11 protein-coding genes and 1 other RNA gene are annotated in these 16,842 nt (G+C 58.6%); 3 read left to right on the forward strand and 9 right to left on the reverse strand.

Annotation, left to right across the window (positions count from 1 at the left end; genetic code table 11):
- Positions 1–164: 164 nt before the first annotated feature.
- From AC5S26_RS02525 to AC5S26_RS02555, 7 genes are all read right to left on the reverse strand, one after another.
- Complete coding sequence (locus AC5S26_RS02525) at positions 165–1,541, reverse strand: nucleotide sugar dehydrogenase (protein ID WP_494183276.1); 1,377 nt, start codon at positions 1,539–1,541, stop codon at positions 165–167.
- A 13-nt stretch (positions 1,542–1,554) separates the two neighbouring features.
- Positions 1,555–2,502, reverse strand: a complete 948-nt coding sequence (locus AC5S26_RS02530) for an SDR family oxidoreductase (protein WP_494183277.1) — start codon at positions 2,500–2,502, stop codon at positions 1,555–1,557.
- Between the two features lie 12 nt (positions 2,503–2,514).
- Complete coding sequence (locus AC5S26_RS02535; protein ID WP_494183278.1) at positions 2,515–3,984, reverse strand: deoxyribodipyrimidine photo-lyase; 1,470 nt, start codon at positions 3,982–3,984, stop codon at positions 2,515–2,517.
- A gap of 138 nt (positions 3,985–4,122) precedes the next feature.
- Complete coding sequence (locus AC5S26_RS02540) at positions 4,123–5,022, reverse strand: tetratricopeptide repeat protein (protein WP_494183279.1); 900 nt, start codon at positions 5,020–5,022, stop codon at positions 4,123–4,125.
- A gap of 118 nt (positions 5,023–5,140) precedes the next feature.
- A complete protein-coding gene (gene hpnI, locus AC5S26_RS02545) occupies positions 5,141–6,352 on the reverse strand; it encodes a bacteriohopanetetrol glucosamine biosynthesis glycosyltransferase HpnI (protein WP_494183280.1) in 1,212 nt (403 codons plus the stop codon).
- A 120-nt stretch (positions 6,353–6,472) separates the two neighbouring features.
- Positions 6,473–7,720 (reverse strand): ABC transporter permease, encoded by a 1,248-nt coding sequence (locus AC5S26_RS02550; RefSeq protein ID WP_494183281.1) that lies wholly within the window; start codon positions 7,718–7,720, stop codon positions 6,473–6,475.
- A 19-nt stretch (positions 7,721–7,739) separates the two neighbouring features.
- Positions 7,740–8,966, reverse strand: coding sequence for an ABC transporter permease (locus tag AC5S26_RS02555; RefSeq protein ID WP_494183282.1), 1,227 nt, complete (start codon positions 8,964–8,966; stop codon positions 7,740–7,742).
- Between the two features lie 223 nt (positions 8,967–9,189).
- Here AC5S26_RS02555 and AC5S26_RS02560 point away from each other — a divergent pair, with 223 nt between their 5' ends.
- The 3 genes from AC5S26_RS02560 to AC5S26_RS02570 all read left to right on the forward strand — a co-directional run bounded on the left by AC5S26_RS02560 (position 9,190) and on the right by AC5S26_RS02570 (position 14,302).
- Complete coding sequence (locus AC5S26_RS02560) at positions 9,190–11,760, forward strand: ABC transporter permease (protein WP_494183283.1); 2,571 nt, start codon at positions 9,190–9,192, stop codon at positions 11,758–11,760.
- 291 nt (positions 11,761–12,051) lie between these two features.
- Positions 12,052–12,487: RNase P RNA component class A (gene rnpB / locus AC5S26_RS02565), an RNA gene on the forward strand.
- 642 nt (positions 12,488–13,129) lie between these two features.
- A complete protein-coding gene (locus AC5S26_RS02570; protein WP_494183284.1) occupies positions 13,130–14,302 on the forward strand; it encodes a Gfo/Idh/MocA family protein in 1,173 nt (390 codons plus the stop codon).
- A 27-nt stretch (positions 14,303–14,329) separates the two neighbouring features.
- On the opposite strand, the gene AC5S26_RS02575 is transcribed toward AC5S26_RS02570, so the two are convergent.
- Together AC5S26_RS02575 and AC5S26_RS02580 are read right to left on the reverse strand one after the other, a co-directional pair.
- The gene (locus AC5S26_RS02575) at positions 14,330–15,136 is read right to left on the reverse strand and encodes a 3-keto-disaccharide hydrolase (protein ID WP_494183285.1); all 807 of its coding nucleotides are present in this window, start codon (positions 15,134–15,136) and stop codon (positions 14,330–14,332) included.
- A gap of 86 nt (positions 15,137–15,222) precedes the next feature.
- Positions 15,223–16,770 (reverse strand): glycosyl hydrolase family 79 N-terminal domain-containing protein, encoded by a 1,548-nt coding sequence (locus tag AC5S26_RS02580; protein WP_494183286.1) that lies wholly within the window; start codon positions 16,768–16,770, stop codon positions 15,223–15,225.
- Positions 16,771–16,842: the final 72 nt, after the last annotated feature.

The raw sequence follows: 16,842 nt of genomic DNA on the forward strand, positions 1-16,842 counted from the left end.
GTGCAGACACCTGTTCCTGATGCTGCAAGGCTGCACTCGTGGAGTCAACGCAGAAGGGTAAAGAAAAGTGAAGAGGCGTTTCAGAAAGGGATAAAAAAACTCTAATGATTCCCTTTGATCTCAACTGTTGCTGAACGCGGGCGCGGCTTCGCGTGGCCGCATTTCTAGCAGCGCACGATCTTGGGTGACTGGATCGATCGCGTGGCATTCCTGGAATCTACGACCAGCCGTGCCTGGCTGACAATTTCACCATAGTTGTAGAGCGAGTGATCGGTGAGGATGAGCACGCAGTCGAACCGTTCCAGGTTCTCAAGCGGAGTCGAGCGCATATGCAGGTCGTAGTGGCGGCCGCGTCCCACCTCAGGGAAGAAGGGGTCGTTATACTCCACCTGCGCTCCGGCATGGCGAAGCTTCTCGATGACGATCAGCGAGGGTGACTCCCGAAGGTCGTCGACGTCGCGCTTGTAGGCGACACCCAGCACCAGCACCTTCGCCCCACGCAGGGTGGCGCCGTCGCGTTCGAGAGCGCGTGCCGTCGACTGGACGACATACTCGGGCATGGCTTCGTTCACCTCGCCTGCGAGCTCGATGAACTTGGCCTGGATTCCAAATTGCTGCGCCTTCCAGTTCAGATAAAACGGATCGACAGGGATGCAATGGCCTCCCACACCGGGGCCGGGATAGAAGGCATGAAAACCGAAAGGCTTTGTGGCGGCCGCCTCGATCACCTCCCAGATGTCGATCCCCATGGGACCGCAGAGCTGCTTAAGCTCGTTGACCAGAGCGATGTTGACGCAGCGGTAGATATTTTCGAGCAGCTTGGTCATCTCCGCCGCTGCCGGAGTGGACATAGGCACAGTCTTGCGGAAGACGCTCCCGTAGAGAGCCGATGCAGCTGCAGTCGCCCGAGCATCGACTCCTCCGATCACCTTGGGGATATCGCGGCGAGGAGTGATGATGTTGCCCGGATCTTCGCGTTCCGGCGAGAATGCGACCATCACGCCATCGAGCTCCGTGCCGGAAGCATCGTTGCGCAGCACCTTCAGGCCTTTACCGGCGCCATGCCGGTTGATGGTTTCGACGATGATCTCTTCGGTGGTCCCAGGATAGGTGGTGCTTTCAAGCACCACCAGCTGCCCGGCGCGCAGATGCGGTGCGATCGCCTCAATGGTGGAGACGACATAGCTCATGTCGGGCGTGTGGTCTTCATTGAGCGGCGTGGGAACGCAGATGAGCACCGCATCCATCGCGGTAATCTCCGAGAACTCTGAGGTAGCGCGAAAGCCGCTTCGCTGTGCGGCCTGGATGTGATCCGGCTCGATGCGATGAATATAGGACTGGCCCGAGTTGAGACTTGCGACCTTAGTCGCGTCGATGTCGAAGCCGGTGACTTGAAAACGCTCTTCGCTAAAAAGTAGCGTCAGGGGAAGACCAACATAACCCAGCCCGATGATTCCAACCCGCGTTGTCCGCCGGTCGATTCCTGCCAACCACTCTTCTAGTCCCGTTCCCGCAGATACAGCAATGTTTGTCGGTGTCACTTTCTTTATCGTCCTAACCAGCAAATTCGTCGCGATACCATGCGACGGTGCGGCGCAAGCCCTCTTCAAAACCAATCCGCGGGACATAGCCCAGCGCTGCGGAAGCAGCGGAGATATCGGCCAGTGAATCACGGACATCCCCTTCGCGCTCCGGCCCGTATATAGGTGGATGCTTGAAGCCGAGTAAGGTTGCTAGAACCGCATACGTTTCGTTAAGCGTATGACGCTCGCCGCATGCGATGTTGAACACGCGCCCGGCGGCCTGATCTGCCGGAGCCTCGGCCGCCAGCAGGTTTGCGCTGACCACATTCTCAACATGGGTGAAGTCCCTGCCCTGCTCGCCGTCGCCAAAGATGGTTGGCGTCTCTCCGCGCATCATCATCAGGATGAAGCGGGCCATCACGCCCGAATAGGGCGAGTCCGGAACCTGCCGCGCACCGAAGATGTTGAAGTAGCGAAGGCACACCGTCTCAAGTCCGTAGACTCTCCAATAAGCCTGCATGTAGAGCTCGCCCGTCAGCTTCTGCACGGCATAGGGCGATAGCGGCTGCGGAGCCATGGTCTCCACGCGCGGGAATCCCGGCTGGTTGCCATACGCCGAAGAGGAGGCCGCGTAGACAACACGCTTAACCTTGGCCAGTCGCGCACCTTCCAGCACGTTGAAGGTACCGCCGATATTCGTCTCGTGGCTTGGACGCGGCTCCTTCACGCTGCGCGGAACGCTCGGAAGCGCCCCCTCATGGAAGATGGTATCGATGCCCTCGCAGGCGCTGCGAACCGCCTCGGCATCCGCCAGGTCCACCTCGCGCAGATCAATTCGATCGCGGATGGGAGCTAAATTCTTCTCGAGGCCCGTCTCGAAGTTATCGAGCACTCTGACCTGGTTGCCACGTTCGATCAGCGCAAACGCCAGGTGCGAACCGATGAAGCCAGCGCCGCCGGTAATGAGATAGTTTGCCAAGTTTTAAGGATATCAGCTTAGGAAGTCGAAACCGCCCTGGGTGGGCAAAACCTGCATCTGTTGCATGTAGCGCTTCGAATCGAACTTTCGTCCCGTCGAAGCGCCCGACATATAGCGAATCTTGCCGAAGATGGGTCGCTCGTTCCATGCCCGGTCGAATTTTCCCAGGATGGCCCATGCGACACCGGCGTATCCGTTGGGGTCGCGTCCATCCAGGAAGTACTTATCGTTGAGATGGATGGCATACCGCATCGCGGTAGCGATGTCCGGAGTCCACTCCAGAATCTTCTTGGCCCAGTACATTCGCATGACATTATGCATCCAGCCGTGATGCAGCATCTGAAGCTGCGCGGCGTTCCATAGGTCATCGTGCGTTCTGGCGCCCTCAAGCTCGCTTAGCTTGTACAGGTATTCACGCTCATCGCGCTCATGTTCGGAGACGGTCTGCTTCGCCCACGGCTCGGCACACTCGTGCGAATCGTAGTTCTTCGTGTAGCGGACGAAGTTCACGGCAAGCTCCCGCCACACGATCAGCTCGTTGAAGAAGGCGTCCCGTGCCGGGCGCAGTCGCGCATTTTTCCTCACAGCTGCTTCGACCGCGAGTGCGATCGTCAGCGGGCCTATGTGACCGAAGTGCAGATAGGGCGACAGGCATGAGCTGCCATCGACCTCGGGTCGGCTACGCTTCGTCTCGTAGTCTGCAAGCATCGACTTCACGAAATGCTGAAGGCGCTTCTGCGCCGCGTGAGTGCCTCCGGTCCAGGCCTCGACAGGCAACACGCTGCGGTCGAGATCTTTCCATCCGCGCGTAATGTCGTCCCGAACGGAGTCTGCATAAAAACCCTTCGGCCTCTTCCACTCCCGATCGACCTTCAGGTTTTCGTACGGATGCATGTAATCCGCCAACAGCCGATAAAGGCGCGGCCGGATCGTGTAAGCACCGTATTGGGCGCGCTCGATCAGTTTCGACGGCACAACAACGTCAGTGTCCACCGTCCAGAAGGGAATCTTCAACTGCGCTGCCAGCTTCTGCCGCCATCGCTCCGGCTCCCGCATCGGGTTCTCATCGCCGATCACCATCGCGGCACCCACGTCCGCAAAAAACTGTGGATGCGATTCGTTCGGGGCGCGGCGCATTACAAATGCAATGCCCCGCTCGGCCAAATCCTCTTCGACATCTCGCAGGCCCTGGTTCAGGAACGCATAATGCCGCAGATTGGCGTGAGGAAAGTTGGAGATAGCCGCGAAGTACACCACCAGCGGCAACGCAAGCGCATTCGCCAGCTTCACCGCGATGTCGACAGCATGATTGTCGACACCCCGTTGTGCGCGTTGCATCCAGTAAACGACACATCTTCCGTCGCGAGCAGGCGCACCCGGTCGCCGCACCGTAATACGCGAGTCTTCGGCAAGCTCGCCCAGCTCGGCTGGCTGATTTTTTTCGCCATGTTTTTCTGCATGATTACGTTTCGCTGGAACCATCGCCGAATCTCCCTTGCAGGCTTCAAGCTACCTGAAGAGCGGATATCGAACATCCATGTCACCTCCGGCGCAGACCATACACGCTTACGACACAAGTTGTTGCAGGCGGGTTGCCGGGATTGAGCCTCTTGCTCTTCTTCAGCAACTTTTCTTGTTTTCGCATCTCCTGTCGAGGTCAGAAAGATACCACCGATAGATCTCGAGCCCCTGCACCACGAGCGGATGCGATGGAGGAAGCCGGAGCCGGAGGATGCGGATGCCCTCGCGCAGATCTCCCTCAGCCCTTGCGATGTCGCCCGTTCTCCACTCGGTGTATCCAAGCGCTACGTGCACCTGTCCAATCGCAAAGGACTCTGGAGGAAGCGCCTCACGAGTCAGCGACATGGCCTTCCGCGCGGCAATGATTCCCTCTCCGCAATGGCCTGATAGGCAGCTGGCAAAGGCATACCCTACCAGCGCCGATGCCCGATCTTCCCTGGTTGCATCGGGCAGCGCCGACAGCTCGCGAGCTGCAAGCAATGCGTGTTGCTCCGCATCCTTATTCTTGCCAAGAGCAAGGTAGGCATCGGCCAGATGAGATTCGGCGCGAGCGGCCCGAAGTAAATTACCCGATCTTTGAAAGATTTCGAGTACCCGCTTCCGGCAGTTCAGGGACGCATCCCCACGCTGTGTCAGCGCGTACAAAGTGCCTAGATTATCCAGCGTAACCGCATAGGCTATCTGCGTGGATGGATCACGACCGAAGATTTCCAGTGCGCGTGCATACGCATTCTCTGCCTGGTTAAAGTGACCGAGGTCCTCTTCGCCGGAGGCAATCTCCGCCCACAGACGCCCGACTTCACCGCTATTGAGCTGAAGGCGTTCAGCTTCGGAGATGGTCTTGCGATCGCGTTCAATTCGCTTTTCTACTGTCGCGGCATCCTCCTGTTGACAGAGCGCGCCTGTATCCAGGTTGAGAAGAAGGGGAAATACGAGAAGCCACGCCCAGGCCCGGGGCCGCTTCCATCCAGAAAGTCGAAGACCGCTGGGAAGGGCCATAGATCACCTCGTCGAAGAACAGAGGGACGCCTATGATCTTAATTTACGCAAGGCATAGCGGGAAGTTCAGCGAATGTGACGAACCCGCAGAAAGACTTGATGAAATGCGAAAACTGTCTCAACGAACGACTTTGACATGGGCCAGCGTCGTCGACTTGCTGATGCGTCCCTCATGAAGGTGGAACTGCTCGCCACGCCACACCACGGTGTCCCCTGCGAAGCTCCACAACCAGAAACCAAAAGCCAGGAAATCGCGCAGCGGCAGAAGCCATAGATCGCGCAGCACTTGCTGGTCACGCAGTACGCCCACTCCGACCGAGAGCGCAACCGCCACCCGAGCAAGCAGCGCAAGGCTCAGCAAAGTGAAGCTCCAGAGAGCGAAGCCACTGGCAATACACGCGAAGATCGCCCAGGGAAGGCAGAAGGTGATTCCAAGGCCGACGTAGCCCAGCTTGCGGGAATCACGCGTCGAACGCGCCCACCGCAACTGATGATCGACAAAGCCTTGCAGGGTGTAATCGGGAACCGATGTCTCCACAACCTCTTCCGAGAGCTCGACGCGATAACCAGCGTCGGCAATCCGCACTCCCATCTCATAATCGTCCGCGAGATATTCGACCAGCGACTCGAGGCCTCCGGTCTCCGCCAGCACGGCCCTGGTCGTTGCGAGCGTTGATCCCAGGCCGAAGCGGATGCCTCCTTCGAGTTTGCGGGCGGTAAGGACGCCGGCGAAAAAATCGGTCGAGATTCCCAACGCCTCCAGCCGAGACCATAGACCCGCGTTCCTGGCTGGCGTATGACCGACATAGGGTGCAGTTACGAGACCCACGCGCGGGCCGGCGGGCCGTGAAGGGTCTTCAAAGCAGCTCATGATATGAGTGAGGTAATGAGGGGAGACGAGGATGTCGCTGTCGTTGATGACGACATGCTCGTACCGGGCTTCCTGAAGCATCTGAACCAGATTGCTTACTTTGCCGCTGGTCCCGAGCCGTTGCGTGCACTCGATCAACCGGATGGCGATCGCTGGAAACTCCGCCTTCAGGCGCTCGATCTCGGCAACCGCAGGATCGGAGAGGCTGCTGACGCCAAAGAGAAGCTCGAACCGTCCCGCATACTGCTGGCTGCAGTGGCTTACGAATCCAGCGTACATCCGCTGGTCGATCCCCTTAACTGGCTTCAGGATCGACACATCAGGGGTAAAGCCAGACGTCAAACCGCGCCTGCGGCAGGCAAGATGAAAATCACGCGCGCCCCACAGCACCAGCACCATGTAAACGATGCCAGCTAAAGCCAGCAGTGCAGTGAGGCCCTCGATGCAAATTGCCAGCATGCCTCTAGTCTACCGGGTACGGCAAAGACGAGGAATGGCCCCCTTCGGGGGATAGCGAAGTTCAGCCCCGCTGCTATTCTTAATAGCCGTGGCAGCTCGGCTGTAGAGTTATCTCGTTCATTATTCGTATCGCAGCGCGTCGATGGGATTCAGATTGGCCGCCTTCCACGCCGGATAGATCCCAAACACCAGCCCGATCGCACACGAGGACAGGAACGCTGCCGTCACCCACAAGAGAGAGACCTGCGATGAGAGGATGAAGCGCAGTCCCATGGCCAGTCCACTGCCCACGAGGATGCCGATGATTCCTCCCAGCGCACACAGCGTAATGGCTTCCAGCGTGAATTGCATCAGGATGATCTTCTTGGTCGCACCGATGGCTTTCCTCACGCCGATCTCCCGTGTTCGCTCGGTCACAGAGACCAGCATGATGTTCATGACACCGACGCCCCCGACCATCAATCCAACGGCCGAAAGTCCGAACATCAGCAGGAACAGGGAACCCGTAATCTGCGTCCACAGGCGCGTGATCGAATCCGACCCGAAGATGGCGAAGTTGTCCTCCGCCTCATTGTGAACCTTGCGACGCCGGCGCAGCAGGTCGGTGATGGAGTCGATGACCGCGGGCTTGTTCTTCTGGTCGTCGAACTTCACGCTGACCCAGTAATCCAGGACCTCGGGGTGCAGCTTGTGGAAGGTCGTAATCGGAAAGTAGGCGAAGTTGTCCTCGGGGTTTTTCCCTCCCCCGAAGGCCGCTTTCTGCTTCTCCAGCGTGCCGACAACGGTGAAGGTTATGCCTTCAATCTGAACCTCTTTGCCGAGAGGGCTCTCCTCTCCGAAGAGATCCTCAGCGGTATCGTGGCCCAGCACGGTGACGTTGGTCGCGCGCTCCTGGTCGGTTTCATTGAAGTACCGGCCTTCGTGGATGTCCCAGTCGTACACATCTTTCGACGAGGTCGTGTCGCCTTCCAGCGAAACGCTCTCAACCTTATGCGTACCGTACTTCGCCGTTACTGATCCCGCGTTGAACTGGAAGTTCTGGTAGCGCAGGGAGGGCGAGACCGCCACCACGTGTGGCAACTCCGCAATGGCCTCTGCGTCTTCCATGGTGAGCTGTTTGCGCGTCAGCATCTCTGTGGTTGGGCGCACACCGATAACGGGAAAGCGGAAGACCCAGATCACATTGGTTCCCATCGCCTCCACCATGCCGGAGACGCGGGAGTTCAGGCCATTGATGACCGAAGAGATGGCAATCACCGTCACCACGCCGATCACGATGCCGAGGATCGTCAGGCCCGACCGCAGCTTGTTGGCGCGCAGCTGGTCGAACGCCATTTTGACTGCTTCTTTCTGGTCTCCAACGTTCATAGATATCCTCTAAGCCTCACTAAATCTCCGACCGAAGCGCCACAATCGGGTCCAGATCCGCTGCCTTTCGAGCCGGATACACGCCAAAGAAAATTCCTACACTCGCCGCGACGATCAGCCCGGCAAAGATGCTCCAGACCGCAATCGAAGACGGAAAGCCGAGCAGCACCGTAACCACCTGCGCCACGCCCATACCTCCCATCACGCCGATGGCTCCTCCCGCCAGCGCCATCGTCGCCGATTCAATCAGGAACTGGATCAGAATGTCGCCTCGCCTCGCTCCCAGAGCCTTGCGGACCCCAATCTCGCGCGTGCGTTCCGTCACCGAGACCAGCATGATGTTCATGATCACGATTCCGCCCACCACCAGCGATATTCCCGCAATGGCAACGGCCACCGCCTCAAATCCCTGGCTGATACTCTTCCACAGACCAACAAAGGTATCGCTGGTCTCCAGCGTGAAGCTGTCGTCGACTCCCGGCCTGTCATGCCGATGCGAACGCATCAGCTGCCGGGCCTCGTCGGTAGCGACTTCGAGAGCATCTGAGCCCGCTCCTGCCTTGGCATAGATCGTCAGCGTCTTCGCCGTTCCGTAGGTCTTCTGAAACGCAGAGAGCGGAACCGAAACCCAGTTATCCTGGCTCTGGCCCAGAGTCTTGCCCTGCTTCTCCCCGAGACCGATGATCGTATAAGGAACACCATCGACACGAATCTCCTTGCCGATGGGGTCGTCGCCTTTCAGCAAATTCTCCTGGATGTCCGACCCGACCAGCGCCACATGTGCGGCATGCTCGTCATCTGTAGGAGTAAATCCCCGGCCCTGCACGATGTTCATGTTCTGCATCTCGGGCATGGCATAGGTCTGGCCGCGAATGACCGTGTCCGTTGACGATTGTGTGCCGAAGACGATCTTGCCAGTCGAGGTCTGCTGAGCTCCAACCTGATCGCAGTGCCTGCAGTTCTCGGCGATGTAGAGATAGTCCTCCAACAGAATGTTTTTACGCTTCTGGAATGCGCGGTACTGTTCGTAGCTGGTAATGATCTGCGGCTGTTTGCTCATGGTGAAGGTATCGGCGCCATACTTGTTCACCTTGCTGGCCACATAAACATTCGCGCCGTTGACGAGCGTCACAACAGCGATCACGCTGGCGACGCCAATGACGACGCCGAGCAGCGTGAGAATCGATCGCAGCTTATTCGCCCAGAGAGACTGCAGGGCAATCTTAACGGCTTCCTTGAATTCCATAGCTGTTCTGTCGCGACAAGCCGAGATTATCAGCCCGTCGTTGGCAAAGCGAGGTTGTTCGTCCCACAAGATTACGTGTTCTAGCCCTCTCCGGTTCCACTGTCCGTGCACGAACAGTAAAAATCGATACCGGACACGCCCGCTCGTAGGCCTTCTTCATAACTACCTGCAAACACGGCGCTTCTTCACCCTTTGCTTTGGAGGATCGCGTGCTCCCACTTTCATGCCACGAGTTCTTTCTATCGATCCGGAGAATCGCGATGACCTCTCTTCTTCAGGATGTGCGCTATGCGCTTCGGCAGCTGCGGAAGACCCCTGCCTTCACCGCTACCATCCTGCTCACCATCGCGCTCGGCATCGGGGCCAACGCCGCCATCTTCACTCTGGTCAACTCCATCCTGCTCCAGAACCTTCCCGTCGCCGATCCGGCCACGCTCCTCCATATAGGCGAAGGTACCGACTGCTGCATCAACGGGGGAGCCATGGAGGATGGCAACTACTCTCTCTTCTCCACCGAAACCTACCAGTATTTGAAGAAGAACATCCCGAATTCGAAGAGCTGGGCGCCATGCAGGCCGGCTTCGGCTACCGTCCCGTCACCGTGCGACGCGAGGGGACAGGCAACCTGGCCCAGTCCGTCGTGGGCGAGTTCGTCTCCGGCAACTACTTTCGCACCTTCGGTCTCCGCCCCGCCGCAGGACGTCTCTTTACTGACACGGACGACGCCCAGGGAGCGCCCATAGCCGCTGTCATGAGCTACAGCACCTGGCAGAACGCTTGGCACGGCGACCCCTCCGTCGTCGGCAGCACCTTCTGGGTCAACACCAAACCGGTCGTCGTCGTCGGCGTCGCTCCCAAGGGCTTCTTCGGCGACCGTGTCACCAGCGCGTCACCGGAGTTCTATCTGCCCATCCAGACGATGGACGCGCTGGCAAACGCACCCTTCGTCCACGACCCCAGGAAAAGATGGCTTTATTTCATCGGCCGCATCAGGCCCGGCACCGGCATAACCCCTCTACAGCAGAAGGTGAACTCCCTGCTGAAACAGGAATTCTCGACGCTCCGGGACTACAAAGGCCCTGATGGCGAAAAGCTGCTGCCGAAGGTGCACGCCACGCTCACCCCCGGCGGAGCGGGCATTCAGGCCATGCAGGAGAACTACGCCTCGCACCTGCGCCTGCTGATGTGGGTCGCCGGGCTGGTGCTTCTGATCGCCTGCGCCAACATCGCCAATCTTCTGCTGGTCCGAGGCATGAACCGCCGCATGGAGATGTCTGTGCGCACCGCGCTTGGAGCGCAGCGGTTGAGGATCATCCGCCAGTTGCTGACCGAAAGTATCGTTCTGGCGGTCTTGGGCGGAGTAGCGGGGCTCGCCCTCGCCTACCTCGGAACGCGCATGTTGATCGCGCTCGCCTTCCCCGGCGCTACGAGCGTTACCCTCGACGCCTCGCCCTCTCTGCCCGTCATCGGCTTCGCCTTCGCTCTGTCGCTTGTGACCGGCATCCTCTTCGGTGTTGCCCCTGCATGGATCGCCGCACGGGCCGAACCCGCCGACGCTCTGCGCTCTGGCTCGCGAACCACCTCCGGTGGCGCCTCGATGCTTCAGCGCTCGCTCGTCATCCTGCAGGCCGCACTCTCGGTGGTGCTGCTGGTAGGCGCCGGGCTTTTCGCGCAGAGCCTCGGCAAGCTTGAAAACACCGATATGAAGCTCGACTCCACCAACCGCTACATCGTCCACATCAACCCTCAGGCCGCCGGCTACGCCCCCACACAGGTCGAAGCGCTCTACCGCACCATCGAAGAGAACTTCCATACCATACCCGGCATCGTGAAGGTCGGAATCTCTACCTACACTCCCATGGAGAACGACAACTGGAGCACCGGCGTCCAGGTGCAGGGCCAGCCCGATTCGCACAAGAGCTCCTCCGTCGTGAAAGTCAATTCCGAGTACTTCGACTCCGTCGGAACCCATGTCGCCATGGGCCGAGGCTTCGGTCCGCAGGACACCTCTACCTCACCCGCCGTCGCCGTCGTCAACCAGAGCTTCGTCAAGACCTTCTTCCAAGGTGCCAACCCCCTCGGCCGCCGCCTTGGCGAGGCCGGCCCCGTCTCCTCTGGCGACTTCGAGATCATTGGCGTCGTCGAAGACACCGCCTACAATAACGTGCGCTGGAAGGACCACAACATGTTCTTCTTTCCCATGGTGCAACGCGAACCCAGCGACAAGGAGCCAGTCGAGAAAGACATCAGCCTCTACGCCGGCACCCTCGTGCTCCAGACCGACCGGCCGATGAACGACATCGAATCGCTCTCCCGCCGCACGCTGGCCGCCATCAATCCCAACCTCGCCGTCGTCAGGTTCCAGACCTTCTCGAACCAGATCGCCGACCGCTTCACCGAGGAGCGCCTGGTCGCCCGGCTCACCTCGCTCTTCGGCGCACTCGCCCTTCTCCTCGCCGCCATCGGACTCTATGGCGTGACGTCCTACGGCGTCGTGCGGCGCACCAACGAGATCGGCATCCGCATGGCGCTCGGTGCCGAGCGCACAAACGTTGTCGCCATGATCCTGCGCGGAGCCGTCGTCGAAACCTCCATCGGGCTGGCTATCGGTATCCCCGTCGCCTACCTCTCGGTGCGCTTCGTCAAGTCGCAGCTCTACGAGATCGCCACAGCAGGAGCAGGCGTGCTGGCTCTCGCCATCGGCACCCTCGCGGTAGCGGCCCTCATCGCCGGAATCATTCCCGCGCGTCGCGCCGCTTCCATCAACCCCATCGACGCGCTGAGGACCGAATAGCAGGCTTCTCCACGCTCGCCGCAATACGCTCATGAGTTGCGGCGAGCATTTTTCACCTCTCAAGCCGTTCATCTTCCATGACTAGCCTCCTGCCTCTGAACTTCAAAGCAAATTTGTCATCCGTTAGCGAAGCTTGTCGTTCCGTTAGCAAATTTGTCATTCCGTAGCGAAGCGGAGGAATCTGCTTTCAAACATGTCGGCAGGGGTGCCCCACATCTCGATTTTTGAGATGTAAGTTCGCAGGAAACAACGGGGAAGAAGAACACTTTCCCATGCGCTAAACTAAAGCCTGCAGGCGGCCGGATGATCGCTGCCGGACCATGCGCAAGCAGGGCTCGGGGGAGGAAAGTCCGAACTCCGCAGGGCAGTGTGCCGGATAACGTCCGGGACGGAGGTTTCAAGACCTCCGGACGGCCAGTGCAACAGAGAACATACCGCCTCCGCGAGCGAAAGCGAGCGAAGGTAAGGGTGAAAAGGTGCGGTAAGAGCGCACCGCGCGGCTGGTAACAGACGCGGCATGGTAAACCCCACACGGAGCAAGACCAAATAGGCAGGGACTTCGCCGCTCCTCTCCAGGCGGCGATGGCGTATCGGCCCGGTGCGCCCAGGCGGAGAGACCCGAAAGGGAGCCGAAACCTGCGGGTAGGTTGCTAAAGCGCCGTAGTAATGCGTCGCGTAGAGGAATGATCATCTAGAACAGAATTCGGCTTACGGGCCGTCTGCAAGAAACATCAAATGGCCCCGGAGACCGCAAAACGGTCCCGGGGCCATCACACATTTTGCTGTCTTTCGGTCGCATGGCAGTCGCAGCTTTGGACTGTCAAGCCTTGGTTTGAGTTAAGGCGCTCTGGTTTTTCTTGCACCTCGCCGGATCCCCTGAGAGCATGGCTAAGTATGGGAGTACTCTCTAGAGCCATAGAAAAAGCGCCCACATGGGCGCAAATGATTCTGATGGTCCTAGGGCTAGCTGCTTTCGTGTATGGCATTGCTCATGAGGGTTGGATTTACATCCTCAAGGCAATCTTTAGCCCGGAAATCTAGAACTTGGGTTAGTCAATGGATTTGCCGAGGTAAAGTGGTTGAATATAAGTCATTTAGTCGTTGCCGATTTGCCTCACTCATTCTGGTAAAATAGATCACAGAATCGAAAAGAAACCCCAGCCTCTTTGCTGGGGTTTTCTTTTTTGTTCAATCTTTTCAAGACTTTACAAAAGATGGCCTGTGTTTTGAAGAACTTGCAATAGAGGTCCGAGGCTAAGTCTCATACCATGAAGACTTTGCACAAAAACAGGGGGGGTGTACTCTCTCCTCCCTTCGCAGGGTAGACGGCTTTGATACCATCCTCGGGACTATCAGATCCAGGAGAGCCATGACGTTTACGCCAGACCGTCGCCATTTCCTTATCGCCAGCGGACTTACAGCGCTGGGTTCCACAAGAGCCTTCGGAGCAAACGACAGACTTCGCGTCGGCGTCATAGGCGCCGGCGGCCGCATGCGCCAGCTGCTTGGCGCTGCAGACGGCACGGGAATGCCCTTCGAGATCGCTTCGATCAGCGACGTCTACACCCCGCGGCGCGATGAGGTGAAGGCGCGCGCCAATGCGGTGGATGCGACGACGCACATGGACTTTCACGAGGTCCTCGACGACAAGACCCTCGATGCGGTCTTGATCGCGACCCCCGATCACTGGCACGTGCGCATCGCCACAGCGGCCCTTGCCGCAGGCAAGGACGTCTATCTCGAAAAGCCCGTAACTCACACGCTGGAAGAAGGCGCCACGCTCCGGAAGGCCGTCCGTTCAAGCAAGCAGGTCCTGCAGTGCGGGATGCAGCAGAGGAGCTGGAATCACTTTCGCAACGCGGTCGACCTCATCCAGGGAGGCTCGCTCGGAGAGGTAAGGCAGATACGCACCTACTGGTGGCAGAACTACGGCTCCAGCTGGGTTCCCAAACCCATCGACTTAGCTCAGCTCGACTGGAAACAGTGGCTCGGCGGAGCGCCCGAACAGCCCTTCACTCTCGACAAGTTCTTCCGCTGGCGCTGGTATTGGAACTTTGGCGGCGGCGCGATGACCGATCTCTTCGCTCACTGGATCGACGTCGCGCAGTGGGCCATGAAGGCCGACGAACCTTCCATGGCGTTCATGCTCGGCGACAAGTACGTCTACAAGGATTGGGACTGCCCGGACACCATCCAGGCAGCCTTCCGTTATCCCGGCTTCGATGTCGTCTACGAAGGCATGATGGCATCCTCCATCGACGATGGAGGATTGGAGTTCCGCGGCACCGACGCCACGCTCAAGATCAACCGTTCCGGCATGAGCATCTTTCACGAGAATGCGAAGGGCGACCGCAATCCCATCCTCAAGGAAGCGAGTTTCGAGGACGGCACGATTCAACACATGCGGAACTTCTTCGAATGCATCAAGACCCGCAACGAGCCGAACGCTCCCGTAGAGGCAGGCATCGCCTGCGCGAGGGCCGGGCATATCGGCAATCTTGCCTACCACCACGGAGGCAAGACCGCCTGGCCCGTAAAGTAACGATGCCTGCCTTTCAGGTAGGCGCTGCTACTTGAGCTCTCGCACCCAGATGTTTCTGAAGCTGATCGGCTCGCTCTTGTCGCCATGCGCCTGCAACTTGATCGGCGCAGTATCGTACTTCTTGTAGAAGGGCTTGCCGACATATAACGTCTCGCCCTTCAGCTCGAAGTGATTCTCGACCAGCACGCCGTTGAAGAAGACCGTCACGTAGGCGGGAGTCTTCACCGAGCCATCTTCGTTGAATCTTGGCGCGGTCCATACAACGTTGTAGGTCTGCCATTCTCCAGGCTTACGATTCGGGTTCGCCAGCGGAATGGCCTGCTTGTAGATGCTTCCTGCCTGACCGTTCACATAGGTCTTGTTGTTGTAATTGTCGAGAACCTGCAGCTCATACCCTGCATCCCCCGGCCCGGTTGAAGCCAGAAACACGCCGCTGTTGCCGCGCGCCTGGTCGCTCCCGGTAATGTTCTCCGGGATTCTCCATTCGACGTGAAGCTGGTAGTCCTTGAACTTCTTCTTCGTCTCGATGTTGCCAACGCCGGGAGCTTTGCTCACGGTCACGATGCCATTGGCGACATCCCATTTGGCTGGCGATTGGTCCTTGGCCGATACCCATTCATCCAGGTTCTTACCGTCAAACAATACGATCGCATCGGAAGGCGGTGCCGAGTCTGTGGCACCCGGTGTCACGACCGGAGGAACCGGCTCATAGACTTCCGTGTCCTGGTGTCGAGGTGCGGCTGCTCCAGGCGAAGCTGCCTGTTGTGCCAGCAGGGGAGCAGCAAGTGTCATCGTGGCGGCGAAGGCGAAGAATGAAAATTTTTCGATACGCATAATTACTAGCGACGATACACCGAATGCCTCGGCTCCCGGCAAATGCCCGCGGAATTTTTGATCTTCAGATCCGCTGTTCCGGATTCTTACTGACAGGATGGATTCTTCGCTTCAGGAAAGGCAACAAACGTGATGCTGGCAGCAGGAAGATCGAGTATTCCCTTTGCAAGAGGAATCCCTGTAAGTTTTGGGATCTCTCCACTGGCCGAGAGCTTCAGGTCTTTTCCATTGAGCTTTACAGAGTGGCTCATCAGATCTGGAGCCGTAAGAGTAAAGCGCGTCCCTTTCCCCGGAACATGCAGGGTCTGTGCTTCCGTGCGGCTCAGACTCAGCGCCAGCAGCGCGATGCCTCCGGGCTGATCTTTCAGGCATTGAGCATAAACATGAATAGACGTCGAGGGCGCGGGACCTGCGTCCAGGACCGTGGTACCCATCATGTTGTGCCACAGCAACGCGGCCCAATAGTTGGGACGTGGATCGAGAGTCTTTTCATCGATCAAGGCATAGTCGCTGGCTGCGAGAGTGTTGTGCATCACGACCTTCACATTGTTCCGTGCGAGACGGCCCAACTGATCAAGGTAGCGGAAGCTGTCAAGATAGGTTGAAGCCCAGCGGTCGCCTCCGCACGCAGTCTGGCCCGTCTCGGTAAGCCACATCGGTTTTCCCGGCACGTAGGCGTCACGCAGGCCGGCATAGAACTCCTCGACTCTGCCGGTGCGTGTCAGCCAGTCTTCCGTAAGCGCAGCATCCGGGCTTGTAGTGCTCTTGGCTCCCATGCCGGTGCCGCATCGTTCCGAAATAGCGCCGTAAAAGTGATACGAGAAAGCATCTACAGCCTGAGGTCCCATCCCCTCCAGAAGCTCTTTCGACGGCAGTAACTTTACCGGAACGAAGTCGATCCCTTCTCCCACCGAGCCCGGACCGAGCACGAGTGCCTCTGGCGCCGCCTTTCGCAAGAAAGGTTGAAAAACCGCGAAGTCGCGTCCGTAGGCAGCGCCGTCATAGTCTTTTGGAACCCCTGCAACGCTCACGAAGGTGGGTTCGTTCATAAATTCAGCGGCAGCGATCGATCCCCCGATGGAGTGGGTATATCGGACAAACTTCTCACCTTCGACGGGTGTCCACGTGCCTGAAGCATCGCGGGTGCCTCCACTGGTCGCAAAAGAGGTCACGATCTTCGCATCGACAGCCTTCGCGAAGTCGACGACTCCCTTCCACTCCGCCCGCGTCAAGACACCCGTGAAGCCCTCCGGCGGCGTGGCTGGTGCAGGAGCATCGGTATCTTGAAAGTAAACCGTATTGGCCCAAGTTCCGGAGACCCGGATATAGGCGGGACCAAGCGCCGCTGCCAGTTTGCGCAATCGCGGGTTCGAGAGATCAATTGGCGTTCTCTGCTCAAAGAGAGAGGGATCGATGCCATCGGGAGTGGCTGTCCTGGTCTCAGCCGCTGTGCTCTTGCTGCCGTAGGGCTTCCAGAAGCGTCCGCCAATGATCTCAACCATTTCCACGTTGTAGGACTGAAAACGAGGATCGACGCTGCCTGTCCTGGGCATCGTCGAGGGATTTAGCTGCGCGGCAACCGGAAGCGAGATAGGCGAGAATAGTGCCGTCATCAAAGCGAAGGCAATTTTCATGGCAGATCACTCTAGCATTCGAAAGCCATCCTGGAATGGGGCAGATTCGCCGACAAGGGAAAGGCGACGCAG

Source organism: Edaphobacter sp. FHG110511_03, assembly GCF_059115365.1.

Excerpts from the sequence above, each read along its gene's own strand:
- AC5S26_RS02535 (WP_494183278.1), bottom strand. The coding sequence starts at position 3,984 with ATGGTTCCAGCGAAACGTAATCATGCAGAAAAACATGGCGAAAAAAAT.
- AC5S26_RS02550 (WP_494183281.1), bottom strand. The coding sequence starts at position 7,720 with ATGAACGTTGGAGACCAGAAAGAAGCAGTCAAAATGGCGTTCGACCAG.
- AC5S26_RS02540 (WP_494183279.1), bottom strand. The coding sequence starts at position 5,022 with ATGGCCCTTCCCAGCGGTCTTCGACTTTCTGGATGGAAGCGGCCCCGG.
- hpnI (WP_494183280.1), bottom strand. The coding sequence starts at position 6,352 with ATGCTGGCAATTTGCATCGAGGGCCTCACTGCACTGCTGGCTTTAGCT.
- AC5S26_RS02560 (WP_494183283.1), top strand. The coding sequence starts at position 9,190 with ATGCCACGAGTTCTTTCTATCGATCCGGAGAATCGCGATGACCTCTCT.
- AC5S26_RS02555 (WP_494183282.1), bottom strand. The coding sequence starts at position 8,966 with ATGGAATTCAAGGAAGCCGTTAAGATTGCCCTGCAGTCTCTCTGGGCG.
- AC5S26_RS02575 (WP_494183285.1), bottom strand. The coding sequence starts at position 15,136 with ATGCGTATCGAAAAATTTTCATTCTTCGCCTTCGCCGCCACGATGACA.
- AC5S26_RS02580 (WP_494183286.1), bottom strand. The coding sequence starts at position 16,770 with ATGAAAATTGCCTTCGCTTTGATGACGGCACTATTCTCGCCTATCTCG.
- AC5S26_RS02570 (WP_494183284.1), top strand. The coding sequence starts at position 13,130 with ATGACGTTTACGCCAGACCGTCGCCATTTCCTTATCGCCAGCGGACTT.